Origin of the sequence: Blautia sp. HCP3S3_C12 (genome assembly GCF_052064155.1) — a bacterium.
Classification (GTDB): Bacteria; Bacillota; Clostridia; order Lachnospirales; family Lachnospiraceae; genus Blautia_A.
In genome coordinates this window covers 239,732-265,962 of the sequence record NZ_JBQHWC010000003.1, presented here as the reverse complement: position 1 = coordinate 265,962, position 26,231 = coordinate 239,732, and the positions used below count along the sequence as shown (strand labels likewise).

General features: G+C 42.3%; 23 protein-coding genes and 1 tRNA gene. 17 read left to right on the top strand and 7 right to left on the bottom strand.

What is annotated here, in order from left to right:
- The first annotated feature begins 137 nt into the window (after positions 1-137).
- A complete protein-coding gene (locus ACTNDS_RS05260) occupies positions 138-1,286 on the top strand; it encodes a tyrosine-type recombinase/integrase (RefSeq protein WP_173744150.1) in 1,149 nt (382 codons plus the stop codon).
- Between the two features lie 317 nt (positions 1,287-1,603).
- On the opposite strand, the gene ACTNDS_RS05255 is transcribed toward ACTNDS_RS05260, so the two are convergent.
- On the bottom strand, positions 1,604-3,283 hold the full coding sequence (locus tag ACTNDS_RS05255) for an ABC-ATPase domain-containing protein (protein WP_441034195.1): 1,680 nt from the start codon (positions 3,281-3,283) through the stop codon (positions 1,604-1,606).
- A 238-nt stretch (positions 3,284-3,521) separates the two neighbouring features.
- Here ACTNDS_RS05255 and ACTNDS_RS05250 point away from each other — a divergent pair, with 238 nt between their 5' ends.
- The 5 genes from ACTNDS_RS05250 to ACTNDS_RS05230 all read left to right on the top strand — a co-directional run bounded on the left by ACTNDS_RS05250 (position 3,522) and on the right by ACTNDS_RS05230 (position 9,102).
- Positions 3,522-4,913, top strand: coding sequence for an aminopeptidase (locus ACTNDS_RS05250; protein ID WP_441034193.1), 1,392 nt, complete (start codon positions 3,522-3,524; stop codon positions 4,911-4,913).
- 165 nt (positions 4,914-5,078) lie between these two features.
- Positions 5,079-5,810, top strand: coding sequence for an ABC transporter ATP-binding protein (locus ACTNDS_RS05245; RefSeq protein ID WP_008708059.1), 732 nt, complete (start codon positions 5,079-5,081; stop codon positions 5,808-5,810).
- 25 nt (positions 5,811-5,835) lie between these two features.
- Positions 5,836-7,668 carry an efflux RND transporter periplasmic adaptor subunit gene (locus ACTNDS_RS05240; RefSeq protein WP_441034191.1) on the top strand — a complete coding sequence of 611 codons (1,833 nt, stop codon included), beginning with the start codon at positions 5,836-5,838 and terminating at the stop codon, positions 7,666-7,668.
- Positions 7,661-8,893: an ABC transporter permease gene (locus ACTNDS_RS05235; protein WP_441034189.1), complete on the top strand. Its 1,233-nt coding sequence runs from the start codon at positions 7,661-7,663 to the stop codon at positions 8,891-8,893. Before ACTNDS_RS05240 ends, ACTNDS_RS05235 begins: the two co-directional genes overlap by 8 nt.
- Positions 8,894-9,028: 135 nt before the next feature.
- Positions 9,029-9,102: transfer RNA gene (locus ACTNDS_RS05230), tRNA-Arg, on the top strand.
- Positions 9,103-9,343: 241 nt separating this feature from the next.
- Here the strand turns inward: ACTNDS_RS05230 and ACTNDS_RS05225 are convergent.
- The 3 genes from ACTNDS_RS05225 to ACTNDS_RS05215 are packed head-to-tail and all read right to left on the bottom strand — an operon-like array spanning position 9,344 to position 11,767.
- Positions 9,344-9,916 carry a nucleoside-triphosphatase gene (locus ACTNDS_RS05225; protein ID WP_441034187.1) on the bottom strand — a complete coding sequence of 191 codons (573 nt, stop codon included), beginning with the start codon at positions 9,914-9,916 and terminating at the stop codon, positions 9,344-9,346.
- Positions 9,913-10,719 (bottom strand): ABC transporter ATP-binding protein, encoded by an 807-nt coding sequence (locus tag ACTNDS_RS05220; RefSeq protein ID WP_441034185.1) that lies wholly within the window; start codon positions 10,717-10,719, stop codon positions 9,913-9,915. Before ACTNDS_RS05220 ends, ACTNDS_RS05225 begins: the two co-directional genes overlap by 4 nt.
- Before the next feature lie 4 nt (positions 10,720-10,723).
- A complete protein-coding gene (locus ACTNDS_RS05215) occupies positions 10,724-11,767 on the bottom strand; it encodes a FecCD family ABC transporter permease (RefSeq protein ID WP_441034183.1) in 1,044 nt (347 codons plus the stop codon).
- Between the two features lie 326 nt (positions 11,768-12,093).
- Between ACTNDS_RS05215 and ACTNDS_RS05210 the strand changes: the two genes are divergently transcribed.
- Complete coding sequence (locus ACTNDS_RS05210; protein WP_441034181.1) at positions 12,094-13,218, top strand: ABC transporter substrate-binding protein; 1,125 nt, start codon at positions 12,094-12,096, stop codon at positions 13,216-13,218.
- 88 nt (positions 13,219-13,306) lie between these two features.
- Here the strand turns inward: ACTNDS_RS05210 and ACTNDS_RS05205 are convergent, their stop codons facing one another.
- The 3 genes from ACTNDS_RS05205 to ACTNDS_RS05195 form a co-directional block, all read right to left on the bottom strand.
- Complete coding sequence (locus ACTNDS_RS05205) at positions 13,307-14,332, bottom strand: XdhC family protein (protein WP_441034179.1); 1,026 nt, start codon at positions 14,330-14,332, stop codon at positions 13,307-13,309.
- A 39-nt stretch (positions 14,333-14,371) separates the two neighbouring features.
- Positions 14,372-15,304 (bottom strand): NTP transferase domain-containing protein, encoded by a 933-nt coding sequence (locus ACTNDS_RS05200; protein ID WP_441034177.1) that lies wholly within the window; start codon positions 15,302-15,304, stop codon positions 14,372-14,374.
- Positions 15,305-15,380: 76 nt separating this feature from the next.
- The gene (locus ACTNDS_RS05195; RefSeq protein ID WP_441034175.1) at positions 15,381-16,412 is read right to left on the bottom strand and encodes a 3-deoxy-7-phosphoheptulonate synthase; all 1,032 of its coding nucleotides are present in this window, start codon (positions 16,410-16,412) and stop codon (positions 15,381-15,383) included.
- A gap of 219 nt (positions 16,413-16,631) precedes the next feature.
- Between ACTNDS_RS05195 and ACTNDS_RS05190 the strand changes: the two genes are divergently transcribed.
- From ACTNDS_RS05190 to ACTNDS_RS05145, 10 genes are all read left to right on the top strand, one after another.
- A complete protein-coding gene (locus tag ACTNDS_RS05190; RefSeq protein WP_441034173.1) occupies positions 16,632-16,853 on the top strand; it encodes a purine biosynthesis protein PurH in 222 nt (73 codons plus the stop codon).
- Positions 16,854-16,929: 76 nt separating this feature from the next.
- On the top strand, positions 16,930-17,448 hold the full coding sequence (locus ACTNDS_RS05185; RefSeq protein ID WP_118617139.1) for a GNAT family N-acetyltransferase: 519 nt from the start codon (positions 16,930-16,932) through the stop codon (positions 17,446-17,448).
- Positions 17,449-17,479: 31 nt separating this feature from the next.
- Positions 17,480-18,178 (top strand): metallophosphoesterase, encoded by a 699-nt coding sequence (locus ACTNDS_RS05180; RefSeq protein WP_025578944.1) that lies wholly within the window; start codon positions 17,480-17,482, stop codon positions 18,176-18,178.
- 96 nt (positions 18,179-18,274) lie between these two features.
- The gene (locus tag ACTNDS_RS05175; RefSeq protein WP_173743640.1) at positions 18,275-19,360 is read left to right on the top strand and encodes a leucine-rich repeat protein; all 1,086 of its coding nucleotides are present in this window, start codon (positions 18,275-18,277) and stop codon (positions 19,358-19,360) included.
- A 21-nt stretch (positions 19,361-19,381) separates the two neighbouring features.
- Entirely contained in the window at positions 19,382-20,749 is a 1,368-nt protein-coding gene (locus tag ACTNDS_RS05170; protein ID WP_441034255.1) for a vWA domain-containing protein, read from the top strand.
- Between the two features lie 55 nt (positions 20,750-20,804).
- Positions 20,805-22,295, top strand: a complete 1,491-nt coding sequence (locus tag ACTNDS_RS05165) for an ATP-binding protein (RefSeq protein ID WP_441034170.1) — start codon at positions 20,805-20,807, stop codon at positions 22,293-22,295.
- 156 nt (positions 22,296-22,451) lie between these two features.
- Entirely contained in the window at positions 22,452-22,889 is a 438-nt protein-coding gene (locus tag ACTNDS_RS05160; protein ID WP_441034168.1) for a GatB/YqeY domain-containing protein, read from the top strand.
- 173 nt (positions 22,890-23,062) lie between these two features.
- Entirely contained in the window at positions 23,063-23,911 is an 849-nt protein-coding gene (locus ACTNDS_RS05155) for an AraC family transcriptional regulator (RefSeq protein WP_441034166.1), read from the top strand.
- 94 nt (positions 23,912-24,005) lie between these two features.
- Complete coding sequence (locus tag ACTNDS_RS05150; protein ID WP_441034164.1) at positions 24,006-24,623, top strand: DUF4867 family protein; 618 nt, start codon at positions 24,006-24,008, stop codon at positions 24,621-24,623.
- A 112-nt stretch (positions 24,624-24,735) separates the two neighbouring features.
- Positions 24,736-26,220, top strand: coding sequence for an L-fucose/L-arabinose isomerase family protein (locus tag ACTNDS_RS05145; protein WP_441034253.1), 1,485 nt, complete (start codon positions 24,736-24,738; stop codon positions 26,218-26,220).
- Positions 26,221-26,231 lie beyond the last annotated feature (11 nt).

Here is a 26,231-nt window from a genome sequence, read left to right as displayed (position 1 = left end):
GAAATTATTAAAATGATTCAGAAATGTAACAATCTTCACTGGCTGAAAGTAATTCATGCTTATGTTTTAAGATTGTTGGGATAATCAGAGGGGCGGCGGACTGCTGCCCTATTGCCAATAGAAAGACAGGTGATATAATGGCGAGAATACCATCAGGGATGCGAAAAAAGGAAAATGGTTTATTCGAAAAACGTTTTACTGTAGATGGCAAGCGGTACAGCGCTTATGGTCATAATGTAAAAGAATGCGCAGAGAACGAGGCTAGGATTCGTGAGGAAATTAAAGCTGGTCTGTACAATTCAAATAAGAACATAACACTGGATGCATATTTTGAGGAGTGGGAGAAGTCCAGGATAGGAGTGATCAAAGATAGCAGCCTTAAAATAAACAGGTCAAAGTACAATAACCATATTAAGCCGGTTCTGGGAAAGACTAAGATTCAGAAGATAGAGAAGCGTGAAGTAGTAAAGCTACAGCAGGACCTATCAAAGAAGTTAAGTGCATCAATGACCAACGGTGTTATAGTAGTTTTAAAAACAGTGTTGAATGCGGCTATTGACGATGAAATTATTGTTAAGAATCCTGCCGCCAATGTAAAGCCCCTTAGGACGGACGATAGGCCAAAAGCAAGTGAAACTATACATAGGGCATTAACCAGGGAGGAACAACAGGCATTTATACGGGAATCTAAGACAGAATGGCTTTATGAATTTTTCTGTTTTTCTTTGTGCACTGGAATGAGGCTCAATGAGATCATGGCCCTGAAGTGGCGTGATATAGATTACATCAATAACGTGATCCACGTAAGCAAGACCGTGAGCTGGAAAGAGGGAGGCGGGATTGAAGAAACTTTGCCAAAGTCTGACACCAGCAAGCGCGATATTCCTATGAATGACACTATCAAAAAAGTTCTGCAGATGCAGAGGACTAAGATGTCTTTAGTTTATGGAGAGATTTATGCAAGGAAGATGGATAATAATGTTTTTATCGGGAGTAATGGAGCTAAAGCGGTAGCATCGGCTACAGTATCATTTTCTATCAATAGTGTTTTGAAACGGCTCCGGCAGCAGGGCATAGAGATTGAGAGATTTACCCACCATGCTTTCAGAGATACATTTGCGACACGATATATAGAAGAGGGTGGGAATATGCAGACACTCCAGAAAATTCTGGGACACAGTAGTCTGGCTATGACGGCAGATCTGTATACGCATGTTCTTCCGAATACAAAGCAGCAGGAAATGAAACAAATAGAGAATGGATTCAGTGAGGTGGCAGTTTTATAACTGCTGCCTTTTTTGAATAAGATCAGCGGATTGGGGTAATAATTGGGGTAAAACCAAAATCTGCATTCCAAGAATCCCGTAAAATCAACATTTTTTGCTATTTTTTAATAAATTTTATTTTTTTATTATAAATTAGACAAATTTTTCTCACATTTATGCGATATGATATTTACATCTTAAGGGAGTGACGAACCTTAAGATAAAATCTTTCCTTTCCCTATAAAAGTGTAAAATGATCGATGAATCCCCGCACCTATGGCAAGATCGCTGTAGGAGCGGGGATTTTGTGTTGTCTGCATCCACAGATACTCAGAATCTCAGGGACGACGGTAACGGTTAAAGCAGGCATAGATTTCCTGAAGTCTGGGGAGGGCATAGCCGCAGGAAATCTGGCGGTCTCCGTAAAGGAAAGACATTCCTTCTTTTTTTAGCTTTTTTTCAAGATCTTCGACAATTTCAGATAAGGTACGTTTTCCATCAATCATATTTTCTACAGCATATTTTAACAGAAGACTCAGGGTAGCCGTTTGTTCTGGGTCAATGAGCTGTTCAGTATAACGCAGATCAATCTCCTGTCTGCCCAGAGAGAAGCCATCAGTTTTGGAAACTTTGGTTTTCAGGCGATCCTGGGGTGCTTTAGTCATAATTCGATAACTGTGTGGAGATGCGAAGGCGGGAGCACAGAATGCAGGCAGAGGGTATTTGGCACAGAGAGCTTTGGTAGAGTCTGTAATGTCCCTGGGTACATAGTTATCCATCTGTATGATAGTATCTGCAATATGGAAAAAAGCACCGGAGCTTCCGGCTACCAGGATAGTGGAAATACCAGCCTTTTTATAAAGCTCACCTGCACGTTCCAGAAAGGGGGTAATAGGCTCCTTTTCACGCTGTATTACCTGCTGCATAAAAGCATCCCGTACCATAAAGTTGGTGGCAGAGGTATCCTCATCCAGCAGAAAAAGATGGCTGCCTGCCTCCATGCTTTCCACGATTCCGGCTGCCTGGGAGGTACTTCCACTGGCATCCTGGGTAGAAAAACAATGGGTATCCTTTTGGTTGGGCAGGTCATTGATAAACAGGGAGATGTCTACATCCTTAATGAAACGTCCATCTTCTGAGCGAAGCTTGACAGCAGTGCAGTCTGTGATCACATATTCTCTGCCGTCTCCGGGGATATGGTTGTATACGCCAAGTTCCAGTGCATTGAGAAGAGTAGACTTACCGTGATAACCACCGCCTACAATGAGGGTGATTCCCTGTGGGATTCCCATACCTGTGAGAGTACCTTTGTGAGGAAGCTCCATAGAGATCCGAAGGCTTTCCGGAGCGGAAAAGGGGATGGCGTTTTTCATAGGACGGGAGGAAATCCCGCTTTCTCTGGGAAGGATGGAACCATCTGCTACAAAGGCGGTAAGCTTTCTGCGGAGAAGTTCCTGACGAATATACTCCTGATCCAGAGCCAGTTCCATAAAGCTGCGGAGTTCTTTTTTATTTGTGCTGGAATAGAAAAATGCTTTCTGTACACAGACAGGGAGATAATCAAAAAGGATTTTCTCCAGCTCCAGGGCATTGATCGTTCTTCCGTTGGCTGGGAAACCAATGAAAAAGCGAGCAGTAATACCTCTGCCTGTAATCTCACAGGCTGTTCTGGAAAGGATTTCCTGACCACAATGACTAACAGAAATCAGACCGCTTTTTCCGGAACCCTTTGCACGGAAGGTGTAGCGGTTTACCTGCTGTTCGAACTGGCGTGTCAGGTAATCACACAGGGTGGTTCTGGTAAGTACATCCTTGTAATATTCACTGGGAAAAACAGAATCTCTGTGAGAGATCTGTATACTGATATGGGAGGGAGAGGCAAAGGGATCTCCCTGGACATGGTCAATGGAAAGAATGAAATTTTCAAAGCGGTAAGCGCCCTTTAAGCCCTTGTAGGCCGGGTAGCTTTTTCTGTGTATGGAATGAAGCTGCTGACGCAGTACTTCTGAATTCTGCATATATAGTTGCCTCCTGCTGAAAAATCAGACATCCGCAATTTCCGGAATGTCTGCTGATGTATATTACTATAGACGAAATTCTGTAGTTTGTCCATAAGAGGATTACTGTTTACAGTAACGTAACATTAGCTGGAAAAAACTTCTGCAATGTTATATAATAAAACGCGAAATACTATATAATAGAATGCACTATAGAGGAAGAAAAAATACGGATGAGAGCAGAAAGGCGGAACAGGTAATGGAACGTAGAAATGCATGGCTTTCTTATACAGAAGCAGAAGAAAAAGAACTGGAAAAGGTTGCAAAGGAATATCGTAACTTCCTTGATGTAGGTAAAACAGAGCGTGAATGTGTGACACAGATCATTAAAGAGGCACAGGAAGCAGGATATGAATGTCTGGAGGAGAAAGCTGCGAAAGGCGAAAAACTGAAAGCAGGAGATAAAGTTTATACTGTAGGAATGAAGAAAATCGTTGCACTGTTTCATATTGGACAGGACGATATTGCAGAAGGTATGAACATTCTGGGAGCACATATTGATTCCCCTCGTCTTGATATCAAACAGAATCCTCTGTATGAGGATACAGATTTTGCATATCTGGACACTCATTATTATGGTGGTGTTAAGAAATATCAGTGGGTAACCATTCCTCTTGCCATCCATGGAGTAGTGGCAAAGAAAGACGGAAGCGTAGTTCAGGTAAATATTGGAGAGGATGAGAATGATCCCATCGTTTATATTACAGACCTTCTGATCCATCTTGCAGGAAAGCAGCTTCAGAAAACAGCTTCAGAAGTGATCGAGGGTGAGAACCTTGATATTCTGATCGGAAGCAGACCGCTGAAGGATCTTGAGGATGATAAGAAGAAGGAAGCAGTGAAACAGAACGTACTGAATATCCTCAAAGATAAATATGATATAGAAGAAGAAGATTTCCTTTCAGCAGAGCTGGAGATCGTACCTGCCGGAAAGGCAAGAGAGTGTGGACTTGACAGAAGTATGATCGCTGCTTATGGACAGGATGACAGGGTTTGTGCATATACATCCCTGCTTGCAATGCTTGAGATGGAAGCACCGAAGCGTACCGCATGCTGCCTGCTTGTAGATAAGGAAGAAATCGGAAGTGTAGGTGCAACAGGAATGCAGTCCCGTTTCTTTGAGAATGCGACAGCAGAGCTTCTTGATGCAATGGGATGTTACAGTGATCTGAAATTAAGAAGAGCACTGAAGAATTCCAGCATGCTTTCTTCTGATGTAAGTGCTGCTTACGATCCTGTATATGGAGACGCATTTGAGAAAAAGAATGCAGCTTATTTCGGAAGAGGTATTGTGCTGAATAAATTTACAGGTGCAAGAGGGAAATCAGGATCAAATGATGCAAATGCAGAGTATGTGGCAAGAGTCAGAAATATTTTTGACAGCCATGAGATCGCATTCCAGACTGCAGAGCTTGGTAAAGTTGATGTAGGCGGCGGCGGAACAATCGCATATATTGCTGCACTCTATGGAATGGAGGTCATTGACAGTGGTGTTGCAGTGCTCAGTATGCATGCACCGTGGGAAATCACAAGTAAAGCAGATGTCTATGAAGCTAAGAAGGCATATAAAGCATTTTTACTGGATGCATAAAAAATGAAGAAATTGGGGAGGCTGCATCGTTTCTGATTAACAGAGACTTGCAGATTCCGCAGATAAGGGCAGAGCTTTTGGGGAACCGGAAGCCTGCCCTTTTATATATCTATAGCAATTCCGTAAAATAATTTCTGTGGAATTGCTATAAGAGAGGAGGAAAAGATGGAGGAAGCACTGATCAGAGTAAAAGATTTGTGTAAGATATATAATCCCGGCGAGAATGAAGTGCGGGCGCTGGATCATATTAATCTGGAAATTAATAAGGGTGAGTTTGTTGCTATTATCGGACAGTCAGGTTCGGGAAAGTCTACATTTATGAATATGCTGGGATGTCTGGATGTGCCTACATCCGGCGAATATTTTCTGAATGGAACTGATGTGTCTACAATGGAAGATAATGAACTATCAGAAGTCAGAAACCGGGAGATCGGATTTATTTTTCAGGGATTTAATCTGATCTCAAATCTGACTGCAATTGAAAATGTGGAACTACCGCTGGTTTACAGAGGGGTAGACAGAAAAACGAGACATAAGCTGGCAGTAGAGTCACTGACCATGGTAGGGCTTGAGAAACGTATGGATCACAGACCAAATGAAATGTCAGGAGGACAGCAGCAGAGGGTGGCTATTGCAAGAGCAATCGCGGCCCAGCCACCGGTGATCCTGGCAGATGAACCTACAGGAAATCTGGATTCTGCATCCAGTAAGGAGATTCTCCAGATTCTTAAAAGTATGCACGAGCAGGGAAAAACGGTCATATTGATCACACATGATAATGGGATTGCTGCTCAGGCAAGGCGTGTAGTCAGAATTATGGATGGAAAGATAGAGTCAGATTTTATCAATAAAAACTATGGGAAAGAAGAATATATAAAAAATCAGCTGGATGCATAAACCCGGTTACAAGGAGACAAATATTATGAAAAAAAAGAAAAGTAAAAAGGAAATTATTATTGGAGCAGCAGCTGTTCTCGTTGTTGCCGGCGGAGTTACAGTAGCAGGTCAGAGGAATTCTACAGAAAATCAAATCCCGCAGATTCAGGTGGTAACTGCAGAGAAGGGTGATGTTGAGGAAATCATAGATGCCATAGGAACAGTGGGAAGTGAAGAAGAGAAGACTTATTATTCTCCTGTAAATGCAGAACTGAAAACGGTTTCTTTTTCCCAGGGCGATGTGGTAAAAAAGGGAACAAAACTGATCGAGTTTAATACAGAGGATCTGGAAAAAGATAACCGGAAAGCAGAACTGAATCTGAAATCAACAAAGTACGATACAAAAGATACAAGAAATAAATCTGATAAAGCAGAGAAGAAGCAGAAGGATGCCAAAAAGAATGTTCAGGAGCTTGAGAAGAAAATAAAGGATAAAAAGGCTTATGTCTCGTCTCTGAAATCACAGATTTCAGCGGCAGCAGCAGCGGCACAGCGTGAAGCGGCAGCTCAGGCATCTGCACAGGCAGCAGCTCAGGCTCAGGCACAGCAGCAGGAAGCTCAGGCAAAAGCCCAGGCAGAGGCAAAGAAACAGGAGGAAATCCAGAGTAAATATCAGGCCGCACTTTATACATACAAAACGGAGACTCTTCCGCAGTACCAGCAGCAGCTCTCAGATCTGAATGCACAGTATAATCAGGCACAAAGCGATTATAATCAGGCAGACACCACATATCAGATGGCATTTGCAACATGGCAGGCAGACCCTTCAGATGAGAATACACAGGCTCTGGATAATGCGGAGGCTGCAAGAACACAGGCACAGCTCGCAATGCAGCAGGCACAGCAGACTTATAATGATCTTAAGCAGCAGACACCGAAAATGCCGGTACTTTCTGATTTCACAGAAAGCAGTGCAGATTACTCATGGGGAATTTCAGACGGTTCAGATGCAGATGACAGTGATGGGGAAGATTCTTCCTCCTCCGGATATGATTACAGTGGAAGTGATGGCGGGACAGTAACTGCGGATACTTCTGCTCTGGAAAGTGCGCTTGAGACAGCAAGCGATGAACTTGCAGAGCTTCAGTCAGATCTGGCTTCTGAGAAAGCTATCGCAGAGGCAGATTCCACAAGCCTGACAAAAGAAGAAAAAGAGAAACTGAAATTAACGGATAATCTTTCCGAACTGGACGCAAAATCAGCCGAGGAGCTGGTGAAGGAAGGAAAGAAAGGAATCACCGCGGAATTTAACGGAATCATATCCAAGGCAGATATTAAGCAGGGAGCAGCAGTTACTCAGGGGATGGAACTGTTTACTATTGAGAATACAGACAAGGCAAGTGTGGATGTGACTCTCTCTAAATATGATTACAATACAGTGAAAGAGGGGCAGTCTGTTGAGATTACCTTGGGGGATAATACTTATCAGGGTACTGTAACAAAAATGAGTCATATTGCGGTGCAGAATGAAAAAGGAACGCCGGTCATTTCAGCAACAGTAAGCATTGATGATCCAGATGAAGATATTTTCCTGGGGGTAGATGCAAAGGTTAAGATTTATGCGGCTTCTGCGAAAAATGTGGTGACTCTTCCTGTGGAAGTGATCAATATCGGCAAAGAAGGCTCCTTCTGCTATGTGATAGAAGATGGACTGGTGACAAAGAGAAATATTACCACAGGAATCAGCTCAGAGGATTATGTGGAAATTACGGACGGAATCAAAGAAGGAGAAGAAGTAATCGCAGATCTGGGTGATTACACAGAGGGAATGGAAGTACAGGCAGTTCCTGAGCAGAAAGGAGAGGATGCTGATGAGTAATCTGTATGAATATATCAAGATGGCAGTCCATAATATTATGGCAAATAAGGGACGTTCTTTTCTGACTATGCTTGGCATTATCATTGGTATTGCTTCTGTAATTGCCATTGTATCTGTGGGTGAAGGAACCAAGAACCAGATGAACAGTGAAATTGATGATATCGGCGGCGGGCAGATTGCCATCAGTGTCAGCGATGAGGCACAGACAGATGAGGAGTGGATCACTGTGGATGATGTGGAAGCAATCCGGGCGGTAGACGGTATAGAAGGAGTAAATGTTTCGGATTCATTCAGTGGAGAAACTACCACAGGTAAGGGGAATTTTTCTCTTATGCTGACAGGTGAGGGACCGGATGCGAAACTGTTAAATAATGCCACCATGAAGCATGGAGTATATTTCGGGGAAAATGAAGTTCAGGAAGCAAAAAATGTCTGTGTGCTTTCCGATGCAGATGCAAAAAGACTTTTTGGCACAGATGATGTGGTTGGAATGACTGTAGATGTCAACTGCTATGGACTGACCAAAAGTCTTCATATCTGCGGGGTGACAACCCAGAAAGAAAATGGAACCTTTGTCAGTTATACTTACGAGGGAATGCCGGTGACTATTAATGTTCCCTATACTACAATGAATGAATTCACCGGTGTATCCGATTACTTTTTCTCAGTAACAATGCAGGCAGATAAGAGCTTAAACAGTCAGGATGTTGCTGACAAAGTGGTAAAACTGATGGAAAAAAGACATCAGTGTGCAGGAAAAGATTACTTTCAGGTACAGAGCTTTCAGGATATTATGAGCTCTATGAATCAGATGCTGGATATGGTGACTGCTTTTATCTCCTTTGTGGCGGGGATTTCCCTTCTGGTTGGCGGTATCGGCGTTATGAATATTATGCTGGTTTCCGTAACAGAACGTACCAGAGAGATTGGTATCCGTAAGTCACTGGGAGCGAAAACCTCTTCTATTATGATGCAGTTTCTGGCAGAGGCGGCAATTCTGACGGTGATTGGAGGGGTGATAGGAATTGTTCTGGGTGTGATTGGCGGATATGTGATCTGTTCAATCATAAGCAGTAGTATGGGAATGTCCATCACTCCGGGAATCAGCCTGAGTACAATTATGGCGGCGACTTTGTTTTCCTGTGCTGTGGGAGTATTCTTTGGAATTTATCCTGCGAAAAAGGCTGCAAAACTGAGTCCGATAGAGGCATTAAGACGGAACTGAATTTTTGCAAAATAATGAATTGTATTGGATAAAAGAAAAAAATAAAAAAATTTAAAAAAGGTGTTGACAAATGCTTTAGTATAGAGTAAAATGATCAATGTTGTGAGGGACACAAAATAAAAACTTCACAAGGATGTGCGTTTAGCTCAGCTGGATAGAGCGTTTGGCTACGGACCAAAAGGCCGGGGGTTCGAATCCTCTAACGCACGCTAATAAAAAATAAGACAGTGCATATGCACTGTCTTATTTTTTATTCGAGTCCGGGTCGGACTCGAACGGGTTCGATCTACGCTTTGCTCCGGTCGTTGCTAAACGCGTGCCACTGGCACGCAGCAACCTCTAACGCACGTAAAACCGCTAGAAATCAAGGCTTCTAGCGGTTATTTTTTTACTTGACAAGGCTACTTGACCCTTTGGTTAGTTCCGATGGCATAGCCCCGGGAGTAATCATTAAGGAGAAGAAATTTTACATTGAATGTAATTGAGTAAAGCTCTGTCATTCCGATTGTCTTCAGAAATTGTAATGATTTCAACCTTTGGGTGATTTACAATTTCAGGCCAGAAAGATTCTGCAGGTTCCTGTAATACCCCTAAAATAGGAGTCTGCCCATCCAAAAGGTTTAAGATTTTTTTACGAAATAAAGCAGCGTCTGCTTCATGTGGACCAAGTTCATCCATAACAATTAAAGAGCAGTCAGAACACATGGAAAGAATATTGCATCCAAGACGATCAAAGGTATCGGCAGTGTGTTCATCTGTTTTTCCGCATAAAAACAAAAGATTAGATTCGTTTGGGAATTCCTTCTCTTTTAGATGGTACATATGAACTGAATACTGATTCTTTAGATAGTCTTTTGTGCGGACAGTCAGGAATCCATCAGCGGTTTTCTTATAATCATCCAATATCTTTTGGATCAATGTAGATTTTCCAATGTGTTTTTTACCAGTTAAAAATATATGTTGAGTCATAGTAAAGTCCCATTTTATTTTGTAATAGTTCCATAATTGTAACCCACGTATCATTTCTCATGAACTGTTTTGGCTGAGCTATTTACCGGTAAACAGATAGTTCGTTCACGGCCATAGCGGTCGTATGTAGTTATCACATCCATTTCAATATCGTAAACAGATTGTAAGGCTTCAGATGTAATGATTTCTTTGGGAGAGCCAAATCCCATAACCTTTCCGGATTTCATGAGAAGAACTTTGTTTCCCACGGAAAAGGGATGCTCAGGACTATGTGTTGACATAATAATGCAATATCCCTGGTTGGCCAGCCCTGAAATTACTTCCATGAGAAGCTGATGATTTGCATAATCCAGATTGGCGGCTGGCTCGTCCATGATGAAGATTTTTGCAGACTGACAGATTGCACGGGCAATTAAAACCAATTGCCTTTGTCCTCCGCTTAAGGAAGTATATTTCCTGTTGGCAAGAGGCAGGGCATTTACTTTCTCCAAGGCAGCAAAAGCTGCTTCCTGATCAGGCTCTTTTGGGGTTTCAAATGCGGAGAAATGAGAAGCACGCCCCATAATTACCATATCAAGAACTGTATAGGCAAATACAGGGGAATGATATTGGGGAATATATGCAATCATATTTGCCAGTGCTTTGGTTGTAAAGTCACTAATATTTTTTCCGGCTATCTTTATTTTTCCATTAGAAACAGGAAGGGAACCTAATATCATGCGGAACAGAGTAGTTTTTCCACAGCCATTAGGACCAAGCAGACAAAGCACATCACCATAGTCTGCGCTGCAGCTGATACCCTTTAAAATATCACCATTGCCGTAACCGCCAAAAACATTTTCAATTTCCAGAAGCATATAATTACGCGCGCTCCTTTCGTTTGATGATAAGATAGATAAAGAAGGGGGCGCCCATGATACTTGTGACAACGCCAAGTGGAAGTTCCATGGACAAAAGGGAACGGGAAATATCATCAACAAGTATCAGATATCCGCCGCCAAGGATCGCACTTGCAGGTATCAGCCTTCTGTAATCAACGCCAACCAGTGCACGTGCCAGATGGGGGATCATCAGCCCGACCCATCCGATCAATCCTCCAAGACAGACTGCAGCGGCGCTGAGTAATGTGGAAGCGACTATAAAAATCAGACGATATTTACGCACATTGATTCCTAAACTTTTGGCTTCTTCTTCATCCAAAGTCAGCAGATTGATCTGCCATCGAAAAATAAAAATCAGACTTAATCCAATGATCATTGGAAGAACACTCCAGGAAAAGGATTTGGTTGTGGTTTTGGTTAAGCTGCCCATAAGCCAGAAAGTAATTTGCTGGAGAACATCATTGGGGTCTGCCACGTATTTGATCATTGTGACACCGGCATTGCAGAGTGACATGATCATAGTTCCGGTCAGAACAAGACTGAGGGTCTGGGAATGTGCGGATTTTCGGCTGATAAGATAGGATGCGGCTACTGCGACCACACCACCTGCAAAAGCAGAAAGCTGAATCATCCAGTTGGAAGCTCCGTTTAAAATTGCAAAAGCAGCTCCGAGACTTGCACCGGAAGAAACTCCAAGAATATCCGGAGATACCAGTGGATTGCGAAACATTCCCTGATAGGTTGCACCTGCTACCGAGAGGGAAGCACCAATAAATAAAGCAGACAGAATACGGGGCAGACGGATATTCCAGAATATGGTAACTGCCTGGGGTAAAATATCTCCTTTAAAACTAAATTTTGATAAAAATGCATTTAGTACCTGCACTGGTGTAAGCGGATAATATCCCACCCAGAATGAGAGTACTATAATGATAAACAAAAGTACCAGCATAACCGCCAACAGCAGAACATATCGTCTTTGCCGGGCAGTAGCTGCTTTTTTTTCATTAGCTGTCAGATTCATAATCATTCATCCTTGTAACTTGACTGATCAAATTTACGGTGTTATACTCAGAAAAACCGAATTGTTTTTAAAAACTATTCGCATATACATTATAATACTTAAATGATGTATAGTCAATTTAATCGAATCAAGTAAGTCCCCTGCTTCAATTGCGAAAAGCAATAAGCAGTGAGTGGGGACTTGATTGCATCAGGAGGAGTGCAAGCTCCTTCTGATAAACTGCGGAGCAGTTATTCGGTTATGAGCAAGTAGCGAAGCGGATTGCGAATATCCGCTTGACCAAGCGTCAATTATGAGTAATGTGGAGAAAAGAAAGGAGAGAGGTTATGAAAAAGTACAGACAACTTTTGGCTCTGCTTATATGTCTGGTGATGTCAGTCAGTCTTTTAACAGGATATTCTGAAACGAAAGCTGCTACTGAAGAGCCGACGCAGAGTGGGGAGCAGGATGCCACACAGGAAACTGCTGAAACCCGTGAGATCACAGACATGGCAGGAAGAAAAGTGACGGTCCCTGCAGCAGAAAATATTGAATCTGTTTTTTCAGCAGATCCGGTAGCTGCAATTTTTCTGTATATGGTTGCACCGGATAAGCTTCTTGGGTGGAATTATGAACTGAATGATGTTGAGAAATCTATTATTCTGGACAAATATCAGGATCTTCCTAATTTTGGAATGGGTGATGCTGTCAATTATGAAGCAGTAATTGCTGCCAATCCTACAATTGCTATTAATAGTGGAAAGATTAATGATGCAATGGTTTCTGATTGCGATGCGTTATCAGAAAGCCTTGGGATTCCGGTTGTTGCAGTAGACAACGAGCTTAATAATTCTGCGGAAGCTTTTCGTTTTATGGGCGAACTTCTTGGCGTAGAAGATCATGCAGAAGAGCTTGCTCAGTATGCGGAGCAGGTATTTACTGATATTAATGCACTTTCAGATATTCCAGAAGAAAAGAAGGTCAGTGTATACTTCGGTAATGGGGAGGATTCACTGGAAACTGCACCCAGGGGATCCCAGCATGCACAGATCCTTGATGCCATCAATGCAGTCAATGTTGCAGATCTGGAATTGGGAGATGGATCCCGTGTTCAGATTTCAGCAGAACAGCTTCTTGCATGGAATCCGGATGTGATTGTTGTAAATGGTGAACCAAAGGCAGATAAAAGCGGAAATTCTGCAGCAGAAGATATCCTGAGCAATCCGGATTATGCTTCATTAAAAGCAGTACAGGACCAAAAGGTTTATGGAACTCCTAATGCACCGTTTAGCTGGGTGGATCGTCCGGCAGGACCAAATCGTCTGATCGGTATGCGATGGTTCTCAGCATTGATTTATCCGGAATATATTAAATGTGATATCAATGAAGAAATACATAAACTTTTCGATCTTTTTTATCATGTTGATCTGTCAGATGAACAGTTGGAAAATGTTCTGAAAGGAACTGTATAAAGATCAGACAGAGATGTAGAAGGACTGTACAATAAATAATAAAAGAAACACCAGTTCCGGTAATGATACCCGGTTCCGGCGTTTCTTTTTATTTTAATGAAGCTTTTCTGTCAGCACGGATCTGGATCATCTGTCCTGTGATGGATATGGCAATCTCAGCCGGTGTTTCTGCTTTAATCTCCAGTCCGATAGGTGAGATGATGCGGTTTAAATCCTGTTCATCAATGCCGTATTCTTCAACGAGACGGCGAAATACAGCTGCTTTTTTTGTACGGCTCCCAATGACACCTATATAGCATGCCGGTGTGGCAAGAAGCTGTGCCTGTACAATGGTATCATAGGAATGCCCACGTGTCATGACGCAGCAATAATCAGCAGCTGTGATGGAAATATACTGATCCAGATGGTTGAAATCACAAAGCATTGTTTCAACTGCCCCAGGGAAAAGGGCAGGATCTGCAAATTCCGGCCGGTCTTCCAGGACGACACAGCGAAAATCAACGCTTGCAAGGATTGGTACAAGCTTCTGTGAAACATGTCCGCCACCGAATACATAGACGGTTTCTGAAGTTCCGATCTGTTCAGAAAACAGGTCATAATCTTTACTGCGATAGCGGTGTGGCTTTGCAGATAAAGAGGACAATACAAAAGAAGGAACATTGGCATTTCCGATGAGACCGCATGCAGGACTGTAGAGACTCATGCCGGAAGTGGTGAGAAGATCGCAGATCAGCCAGAAATCTCTTCGTTCTTCATAGAATTTTTCGGCAGTTTCCGTGATCTCTGCAATAATCGGGTCGTTATGATCCAGATACTGAAAAAAGACCGTAACGTCACCACCACAGATCATACCGATATTTTCAACATCCTTACGGTTTAGCAGGAACTGATGTTCACAGGATTCCTTTTTTTCAAGGATGTCCAATGCCATACATTCAGCGCGATATTCTACAGCTCCGCCTCCGATGGTTCCGGTAACTCTACCGTTTTTGTTGACCAGCATGCGGGAACCGGCACCTCTTGGTGTAGATCCTGAGGATGCTGTGATAGAGACAAGCACCAGATCGTTTCCCTTCAGGAATTGCTGTTTTATTTTCTGAAATAATGCTCTCATATAATAAAATACCTCCTCATATAATCTGTCAGATCAAAGTTAAGCATCAAAAAATCCTCCGAAACATTTTTCAAATATTTTTTTTGAGCAGTTACGTGTTTCTTCTGAAAAACGGGCATATCGTTTCAGAAATTCCTTGCCATATGGTGTCAGTTCACTATGGCTTCCCCTTATACCACCCTGGCTTCTGCTGATCAGGGGCTCATGAAGCTGTGATTCCAGGGTATGGATCAGGTTCCAGCTGGCAGAATAGGAAATATGCATGCGTTCACAGGCATTGCGCACAGAACCGGTTTCATGAATTTGTGTAAGAAGGGCATAGAGCTTTTCATCAAAGAAAACTTTTTCCCTGGCCAGCTGAATATGGATTTCGGAACGGATCAGGCTCTGGTTATGTATGCGGAGAAGTTCGGCATAATCCTCTGGTGTATCAACGTCATGAAGGATGCCGGGATCATCTACATCCAGATAATATATAGGTTCTCCACAGTTTTTTACAGCACCCTTAAGCCCCGATTTACCCTTATCATTTAGGATAGAATCAATAAGAGTGGACCGGATCAGGAGAGGATGGCCGGGTCTGCCGTTACAGACCGGGGTTACAAGTGGATGCCCCAGAGAAAGCATTTGAGTAACAGTCCGGGCTGTAAACAGTGGAATGTCTACAGGTGTAAAGAGAACTGTATCCACTTTGCCTTTCAGATACTCAAGTCCGATCCGGACAGAATCAAACATATGCGTGTTTTCATAGTCTTCATTTCGAAGAAAGATTACATTATTGGAAGCAAGGTGGCATTCCAGAACATCTGCGCGATATCCGGTTACCACCACTATTTTAGAGATTCCGGCCTGCCGGAAATTATTGATCACGCGCTGTGCAATGGAAATGGAGCCAAGCTGAAGCATTGGCTTAAAGTCTCCCATTCGTGATGATTTTCCGGCAGCTACGATGAGAGCACCTGTCTGCATCATAGATATCACCTTCTTTCAATGATGTTATATATTGAGACTATTATAACATATAAAAGAAGAATATTCGCTTGATAAATCAGCATTTCTCAGCAATATCATAGATAAGCCGTTCTGTATCTTCCCATCCGAGGCAAGGATCTGTGATGGAACATCCAGGAGTCATATGATCACTGATATCCTGGCGGCCCTCCAGAAGGTAGCTTTCAATCATAACACCTTTCACCAGCTTTTTAAGTTCCGGATTATAATTACGACTGTGAAGTACTTCTGAGACAATTCGGATTTGCTCTTTGTATTGTTTATTGGAATTAGAGTGGTTGGCATCTACGATGATGGCAGGGTTCTTAAGATCTTTTTTGGCATATAAAGCAGACAGATGCATCAGATCTTCATAGTGGTAGTTAGGAATAGTCTGTCCGTACTGGTTTACACCTCCGCGGAGAATGGTATGTGCCAGATCGTTTCCTGAAGTTTCCACATCATTTCCTCTGTAGATAAAATGATGGGGATGCTGTGCAGCAGTGACGGAATTCAACATAACAGAAAGATCACCACTGGTAGGATTCTTCATACCAACCGGAATATCCATGCCGCTGGCAGTGAGACGATGCTGCTGATTCTCTACGGAACGTGCACCTACAGCTTCGTAGGAGAGAATATCATCCAGATAGCTGCGATTTTCAGGATAAAGCATCTCATCTGCGGAAGAGAGTCCTGTTTCCTGCATAACTCTCATGTGCATCTTGCGGATAGCAATGATTCCGGCAAGAAGGTCAGGCGCTTTATCAGGATCTGGCTGATGTAACATTCCTTTGTAGCCGTCGCCGGTGGTACGGGGTTTGTTTGTATAAACCCGTGGGATAATCATCAGTTTGTCAGAAACCTTATCGGCCACTGTTTTTAATTTGTGTACATATTCACAGACTGTATCTTCGTTATCTGCAGAGCAGGGTCCTACAAGAACCACAAATTTATCTGATTCACCGGTAAAAATGCGGCGTATTTCTTCATCTCTCTGTTTTTTTACTTTTTTGAGTTCCTGGCTGAGAGGGTACTGAGATTTCAGAACCTCCGGCAAAGGAAGCTCGTGATTGATTTTCATAGACATGATTTGTTTCCTCCATATAATATCATACAGGCTCTTGATAATGCCGGAACTCAGGAATGTTTTATACCTGACCGGACTGCCTGCACATTTTCCTTCACAAGTATAACATGATGTTATCTAAAATTCCAGAACTTTAACACTTTAAACTGACATATTTTCAGAGGGCGTAATCAGACTGTTTTTTATGCTTGTTTCATAGCTTCACAAAAATGCTTTCAGATGTTACAATCAAATAAAAGATATGAGGAAAGAAAACAGATTGTGGAAGAATCTTTTGGGAATATATCTGCAAGCTGTGATGGCTGTATGGCGGGACTGGCTGAGATGTATCAGGAATATATTGATGGCACGAAGGAAATCCGCGACATTAACATGGAGTTTAATGCACATTATATACGGGAAGATCTGGATGAGAAATCAAAGAGAAGCTGCCCGATGTAGATAAAACAACTATATGGGAAACTTACAGATCTCGAATATACAGGAAATAACAAGATAGCAGGAGAAGGATAATAAAATGAGTACAAACAATATGGATAGATTTGAATTCAGATGTATCAGACCGGAGGAGACACAGCAGGCAATAGAGATCGAGCAGATCTGTTTCCCGCCAAATGAGGCATGTTCCCCGAAAAGTCTGACAGAGAGAATAAAAGCAACAGCAGAAACATTTCTGGTAGCTGAGGATAAGGAAACCGGAAAGCTGGCTGCATTTCTTAATGGAGTTCCTACAGATGAGGAGGCTTTCAGAGACGAATTCTTCACAGATATTTCCCTGAGTAATCCTGAAGGCAAAAATATCATGCTTCTGGGGCTGGATGTCCGTCCGGAATATCGTATGCAGGGACTGGGACGTGAACTGGTATCCCGATACTGCCAGAAGGAAGCACAAAAAGGACGAAAGAAACTTTTCCTCACCTGTCTGGATGAAAAAGTGAAGATGTATGAGAAATTCGGCTTTACAGATCTGGGCCAGGCAAATTCCACCTGGGGCGGAGAAGCCTGGCATGCCATGAGCATCGAGATTGAAAGATAATTAACAATCAGAACAGACAGGAGAGTGTACAATGAGCCTATACGCAATCGGTGATTTTCATCTTTCGTTTACAGTCAATAAACCTATGGATGTATTTGATAAAAGATGGAAGAATCATGTAGTTAAGATTGAGAAATACTGGAAGAAGAGAGTGACAGAGAATGATACAGTAGTGATTACCGGAGATCATTCCTGGGGGAGAGATCTTGCAGAGTGTCAGGCAGATCTGGATTTTATTATGGCTCTGCCGGGCAGGAAAATCCTGCTTCGGGGAAATCACGATATGTTCTGGGATGCAAAGAAGACAGAAGATCTGAATGAGATGTTCTGGGGAAAGCTGGAATTTTTGCAGAATAATTTTTATACATATGAGGATTATGCGCTGGTGGGAACCAAGGGCTACTGTTATGAAGGAAAAGACAGCTATGAGCATTTTCTGAAGATCCGAGAGCGGGAGCTGGGGCGGCTGCGCTGCTCTTTTGAAGGGGCGAAGGCAGCAGGATATGAGAAGTTTATCATGTTTCTTCATTATCCGCCTACAAGTATTGGAGAGATGGAGAGTCCGTTTACCCTGATGGCACAGGAATTTGGCGCCGAGAAGGTGATCTATTCTCACTGTCATGGAGAGAAGCGATATGATGACAGCTTTAAAGGCTATGTGGATGGAATAGAGTACAAGCTGGTGTCAGGAGACTATCTGAATTTTAAACCGGAGCTGGTTTTACGCTAATTATATTGTCTGGAAAAAATCCCTGGGAAGTATTATACTTTTCAGGGATGATTTTATGTGCTTTGAGAGAAAATATCTTCGGGGAGAAATGAGAAAATGAAGATTTACTACAGAGAGAAATCTGGCGGGATTGAAATTCTGCGGTGTTTTGGAATAGAGGGCAGAGTTGAGATTCCGGGAATGATAGATGACAAATTGGTAATTAGTGCAGCACCGTATGCATTCTCCAGCCATATGGATGAGAAGGAAGACCTGAAAAATGCCAGTCTGTGGGAAGTGTCAGATGGTCTTGAGTTTGGCAGAGAAGAGCATGTTCTGGCAGGAAATGACGTGGAGGAGATTGTTTTTCCTTACACTTTAAAAGAGATTGGACGATATATTTTTTATGGCTGCGGGAATCTGAAAAAGCTGGAGTTTTCTGACAGCCTGATGCAGATAGGCTGTGGTGCATTTACAGGCTGCCATGCATTGGAGAAGCTGACTGTTCATATGAGACAGGGAAAGAAGTCAGGCGTTAAGGAAATGCTGGGCGAGATGTGGCAGAGGATAGATGTAAACTTTCTTTATGAGTATGAAGAAGCCAGACTTGTATTTCCGGAGCATTATGATGAGGCAGTTGAGAACACTCCGGCGCGTATTTTGTATACGGAATATCATGGATCAGGCAGTAATTACAGGCAGTGTTTTTATGATAAGGAGCTGAATTATCAGGAATATGACAGACTTTTTGAAATGGCGGTAGCCATGGATAAGCTGGAAGTTCTGGTTGATATGTCATTTGGCAGACTGGAGTTTCCTTATGAACTGACCGGGAAAGCCAGGGAGAATTACAGGGAATATATCCGTAAGAATCTGGGAGATATTGCAGAATATCTGGTAAAGCAGGAGGATATGCACAGATTGGAAGTGATATCCTCGCAAAAACTCTGGACACTGGAAGGAATTGATTCTGCCTTGGATTGTGCATCTAAGAGAAAAGAAACGGAAGTATCCGCATTTTTGATGAATGAAAGAGCAAATCTGGTGGATAATACGGCAGGAAGTGAACGTATAGATGTGGATAAGCTGCAAAATAGTCAGGAAGCTGACAGGACAGAGCAGGGGAAAAATGAACAATCACAAACTACAGAAAAATCTTTGAATAGAAGAACTATACTAAGAAAAAAGAGGTTTGAACTGTGATAGATATAGAGGAAAATAATGATGCAGCCAGAGGATAAAATACAGGAAATAGCAGAAAGAGCAGAGCGTTTGCAGGAAATCGGCAGCAGTATTCTCAGGGCTGCGCGGGATGAATTATATCTGGGAATGCGTTTTTTGGATGTGGCGCTGAGCAGTTTTTCTTATCAGATGGATGGTCAGGTCCATGGATTTGGAACGGATGGAAGAGTGATGTATTTCCAGCCGCAGATGCTGGGAGGCCTATATAGAGAGAACAGGATTCTGGTGAACAGAGGGTATCTGCATATGGTATTCCACTGTATTTTCCGGCATTTTGCATGGAGCGGTACAGAAAGTAAGAAGAGGGCAGACGATGGAATCACAATCCAGGAACGTATGCGTGATCTGAGTTGTGACATTGCAGTGGAGCATATGATAGATGGGATGAGCTATCGGAGTATCCGTTTCTCACGCAGTCTTCTGCGAAGGGAAACCTACCGTCTCCTTGAAAAAGAGGGAAAAACCCTCAACGCACAGAGAGTATATAAAATATTGTCAGAATGGAATCTGAACGAAAAGGATCTTACAAATCTGGAACAGGAATTTCGCACAGATGACCACAGATATTGGGAAAGTAAGAAACCGGATCAGAAACCGAATCCCATGCTCAGCCGCAAATGGGGGGAGATCAATGATGGAATCGAGACGGACCTGGAAACCTTTTCCCAGGAGGCAGGTGAGCGGGACGGAGATTTCCTGGAGCAGATAAAAACAGAGAACAGAAGTCGGTACGATTACAGAGAATTCCTGCGGAAATTTGCAGTTTTTCATGAAGAACTGGCAGTGGATGATGACAGTTTTGATTACAATTTCTATACCTATGGTCTGCGTCTCTATGGAAACATGCCGCTGATCGAACCACTGGAATCCAAAGAAGTTAAGAAGATAGAGGAATTTGTGATTGTCATCGATACTTCCATGTCCTGTTCAGGAGAACTGGTGAGAAAGTTTCTGGAGGAAACCTACGGTGTACTTAGTGAGAGTGAGAGCTTTTTTACAAAAATAAATGTGCACATCATTCAGTGTGATGAGAAAGTTCACACAGATAAAAGGATTACTTCTCAGAAAGAAATGAAAGACTATATGGAACATCTGGAATTGTATGGAGATGGCGGAACAGATTTCAGGCCTGCATTTGAATGGGTGGATAAACTGTTGGAACAGCATGAATTTCATAACCTGAAAGGGATGATCTATTTTACAGACGGATTTGGAATTTACCCGAAGAAAATGCCGCCGTATAAGACTGCATTTGTGTTTATGCAGGATAATTACAGAGATGTGGATGTGCCGGTATGGGCCATGAAACTGATTTTGGATGAGGATGATTTTGAGAAACCAGACAGATAATGAAATAAAAAACTGAGTAAAAGTAAGAAGTGTTCAGCAGGAAAGGATTTACATTATGGATATAAAACGAGCAAAACAGGAGATAAAGGACTCAATAGAAGCATACCTTGCGAAGGATGAATTTGGAGAATATCTGATCCCTGCCATACGCCAGAGACCGATTCTCCTTATGGGGGCACCGGGAATCGGTAAGACGCAGATTATGGAACAGATCGCCAGGGAATGTAAGGTAGGTCTGGTATCTTATACCATCACCCATCACACCAGACAGAGTGCAGTAGGACTACCCTTTATCAAAGAGAAAACCTTTGGAAGTGAGAGTTTTTCTGTCACAGAATATACTATGAGTGAGATTATTGCTTCTGTCTATGAAAAGATGGAAAAAACAGGTCTCAGAGAAGGGATTCTTTTTATTGATGAGATCAACTGCGTCTCAGAAACTCTGGCGCCGATGATGTTGCAGTTTCTTCAGGGGAAGACCTTTGGCAATCAGAAAGTACCGGAAGGATGGGTGATCGTGACAGCAGGAAACCCGCCGGAATACAATAAATCTGTCCGCGAATTTGACGTAGTAACCCTTGACAGAATCAAGAGAATCGATGTGCAGCCGGATTTTGAAGTATGGAAAGAATATGCCTATGAGCAGGGAATCCATCCTGCTGTGATCTCTTATCTGGAGCTTCGCAGAAAGAATTTCTACAGAATGGAGAACACAGTAGACGGACGGATTTTTGCCACTGCCAGAGGCTGGGAAGATCTTTCCAGGCTGATACAGGTATATGAAACACTGGGCAAAGAAGTGGACAGAGAGGTGGTATATCAGTACATCCAGCATCCCATGGTTGCCAAGGATTTTGCTTCGTATCTGGCACTTTACAATAAGTATAAGACGGATTATGCAGTGGAGGATCTGCTTCAGGGTAAATGGACGCCCATCACTCTGGGTAAAATTCGCAATGCTTCATTGGATGAGCATCTGAGTATTGTTGGTCTGTTGAACGGAAAGCTTAGCCAGTTATTTGCAGACTGTTATCTTATGGATGCCTATGTGACAAAGCTCTATGGTTACATGACAGAATACAGAGATAACCTTCCGGAAATGACGCTGGAATCCATTTATAAAAAGGCAGAAAATGATTTTTATACTGCAAAAAAATCTGAGCTTCTCACTAAAAATGAAGAAAAAGTATTTATCCGTACAGTGAATTTCTTTGAAAATGAAATTTCAGAAAAAGGTACTTATGAGCAGACAAAAACCGCTTTTACAGCGGAGGCAGACAGTCTGGAAACACAGACAGAATATATCTCCAAGACGCTTCAGAATGTTTTTGATTTTATGGAAGCAGCCTTTGGTGACAGCCAGGAAATGGTAGCATTTATTACGGAACTGAATGCAAACTTTTACAGTATCTGGTTTATCCGGGAAAATGGTTCTGACCAGTATTACCGTCACAACAAGGGACTACTGTTTGATGACAGACAGAAACTGATCCTGGGACAAATGGAGGAACTGGAGAACACGATGAAGCGGGGACTAAAAAATTAATTTTCATGCCAATTAGCATTGGATTTTCAGATAAATCGTGGTATGCTGATGAATAGAATTATAATTTGAGTGAAAAATATCAGGAATGCAGGCGCATTTGACTGTGCAGCAGTAGAACGATATGGAATCACTAGAAAAAACGAGGAGGAATATAAAATGGAATTAGAAGTATTAAGAAAAGATATGGTTGCAGCTATGAAAGCCAAAGATAAAGTAACAAAAGAAGCAGTTTCCTCTCTGATCTCTGCAGTAAAGAAGGTAGCGATCGATGAGGGATGCCGTGATGAGATTAAGAGTGATCTGGTGGACAGAGTGATTCTGAAAGAAATGAAAACTGTAAAAGAACAGCTGGATACCTGCCCGGAGAGCCGCGAAGATCTGAAGGCTGAATACCAGGCAAGATATGATGTGATCGCCAAATATGCACCAAAACAGATGGATGCAGCAGAGGTAAAAGCATATCTGGAAGAAAAATTTGCAGATGTGATCGCAACAAAAAATAAGGGTCAGATCATGAAGGCTGTTATGGCTGATATGAAGGGAAAAGCAGACGGAAAGGTAATCAATCAGGTTGTTGCAGAGCTCTGCAAATAATGTGTTATCTTAACCGAATCAAGTAGCGAAGCGGATGATTTTATCCGCTTGAATATGTGAAGAATATGGTCATCCAGCAGTTTTGGTATGCAGAGAGCTGGATAGTTATCGAAATAGCCGCAGTATATTGGAGTATCCGGATACTGCGGTATTTTGTTAGGAGGTGAATATATGTGGAGTTTCAACATGAACTGATCATTCCTAATGAGGGACTTCCGTTCAAGGTTTTTCTGTTTGAAGGGGAAAACGGTAATTACGTGCGGGAGAAACACTGGCATACATCTATAGAGATTTTTGCTGTGATGGAGGGAAGCCTGGATTTTTTTGTAAATAAGGAAGAATATCCTTTGAAAGCGGGAGAGCAGATTATTATCAATTCCAATGAGCTCCATTCTATCCATGCTGTGGAGAAAAATAAAACGGTAGTTCTGCAGATTCCTCTGAAACAGTTTGAGAATTATTTTACTGCTCAGAGATATATCCGTTTCCGTGGGCAGGAGGAGCTGGTGGATAAGAAACTGGCTTCTCTGCTTCGTAAATTATATCATGTGTATTCTGAGCGGAAAATCGGATATGAGTTTCGTACAATTTCCATTTTTTATGAAATCATGTATATTCTGGTGAAGGATTATCGTGTGACAGAGACCAGGGAGAAGGATATCCGACACAGCCGCCGTCTGGATACATTGTCAAAAATCACCACATATATGCGTGAGCATTACAGGGAGGAGCTGAAGCTTTCTGATGTGGCTGCTACCTTTGGATACTCGGATGCATATTTGTCGCGAATGTTTCAAAAATATGCAAAAATCAACTATAAAACCTATCTGCAGGATATCCGTATGGCATATGCGTACAGGGATTTGCTGAATACAGACCATACGATTAGTCAGATTGCACTAGATAATGGATTTTGCAGCAGCAGGGGCTTTTCCGAGGAATTTCAGAAAAGATATGGGCTGCTTCCCAGTGAGATGCGAAAGCAAATAAATGAAAAAGGTCAAAAAAACGCTATAGATTAGACAAGAAAACTGGCGAAAAGTGCCATTTATTCTGATATACTCTAAGCACAGTCAAGAAAACGTAATATCTACAGAATATAAGGAGGTTTTTAGAGTGAAAATTCAGAACGTAACAGATGCTTCCTTCCGTAAATATGGAAAGGTGCTTGAAGGGTATGACTTCAGTGCTCTTCTCAAAGAGATGAAACATACACCGGTTCCGGATGATGTGGTTTATGTACCGTCTGTTGAGGAACTGGAAGCTCTGGATGTAGCAAAAGCATTGCAGAATAAAGGATTTGGCGGAATTCCCATTGAAATTGGATACTGCAACGGACATAACAAGAAATTAAATGCAGTAGAATATCACCGCAGTTCAGAGATCAATGTAGCGGTAACAGATCTGGTTCTGCTTATCGGAAGCCAGCAGGATATCACAGATGATTTTACATATGATACTTCTAAGATTGAAGCATTCCTGGTACCTGCAGGAACAGGTATTGAAGTATATGCAACTACACTTCATTATGCACCCTGCAATGTACAGGATGGCGGTTTCCAGTGTGTAGTCGTACTTCCGGCAGGAACCAATACAGATCTTACATTTGAAACTGCTAAGGCAGGCGAGGACAGTCTGCTGACAGCTAAGAATAAATGGCTCATCGCACATGAGGATGCAGCGATTGAGGGTGCAGTAAACGGACTTCGTGGAGAGAACATCACCATTGACTGACAGCGTATTTTAAGTTTGAATATTGCTGAGAGAAGCAGATGAAGTAATGAATGAAACCAAAAATAATAAATGAAACCTAAATTTGTATTAAGAAAAAGGAGAATCCATCATGATCGATAACATGCCAAAAGTAAAAGTCGGAATTGTAGCAGTAAGCCGTGACTGTTTCCCGGAAAGCCTTTCCGTAAACAGAAGAAAAGCACTTGTAGAGGCTTATACAAAGAAATATGGTGCAGAAGACATTTATGAATGTCCAATCTGTATCGTAGAGAGCGAAATCCATATGGTTCAGGCTCTTGAAGATATCAAGAAAGCCGGATGTAATGCACTTTGCGTATATCTTGGAAACTTTGGACCGGAAATTTCCGAAACACTTCTTGCTAAACACTTCGAAGGACCGAAGATGTTCTGTGCAGCAGCTGAAGAAACACAGGGCGACCTGATCCAGGGACGTGGAGATGCATACTGCGGTATGTTAAATGCAAGCTACAACTTACAGCTTCGTAATGTAAAAGCATATATTCCGGAATATCCGGTTGGTGACGCAGAAGACTGCGCAGATATGATCCATGACTTCCTTCCAATCGCAAGAGCAGTTGAAGGATTAAGCAACTTAAAGATCATCAGCTTTGGACCACGTCCAACAAACTTCCTTGCTTGTAACGCTCCGATCAAACAGCTTTACAACCTTGGTGTTGAAATCGAAGAGAACTCTGAACTTGATCTGTTCGAAGCATTCAACAAACATGCAGGAGATGAGAGAATCCCGGCAGTTGTTAAAGAAATGGAAGAAGAACTTGGTGCAGGAAACAAGAAACCTGAAATTCTTGAGAAACTTGCTCAGTATGAACTGACTCTGAAAGACTGGGTAGAGGCTCACAGAGGATATCGTAAATATGTAACATTAACAGGAAAATGCTGGCCGGCATTCCAGACACAGTTCGGATTCGTTCCTTGCTATGTAAACAGCCGTCTGACAGCTCAGGGCATCCCGGTATCCTGTGAAGTTGATATCTATGGTACATTAAGTGAGTTCATCGGAACAGTTGTAAGCCAGGATACAGTTACACTGCTTGACATCAACAATTCTGTACCGAAGGATATGTACAAAGAGTCTATTGAAGGCAAATATAACTACACACTGAAAGATACATTCATGGGATTCCATTGTGGAAATACAGCTTCCAGCAAGCTTTCCTTCTGTGAGATGAAGAACCAGATGATCATGGCAAGATCTCTTCCGGAAGAGGTTACAAACGGAACTCTTGAAGGAGATATCGTACCTGGAGGTATCACATTCTATCGTCTGCAGAGCACAGCTGATAACAAACTTCGTGGATATATTGCACATGGTGAAGTTCTTCCTGTTGCAACGAAATCCTTTGGTTCTATCGGTGTATTCGCTATTCCGGAAATGGGACGTTTCTACCGTCATGTACTGATCGAGGGAGGATACCCACATCACGGAGCAGTAGCATTCGGACATTATGGAAAAGCTCTGTTTGAAGTATTCAAATATATCGGTGTACCGGTTGAAGAAATCGGATACAACCAGCCGGCAGGCGTAAGATACCCAACAGAAAATCCATGGGGTTAATTCAGATAAAC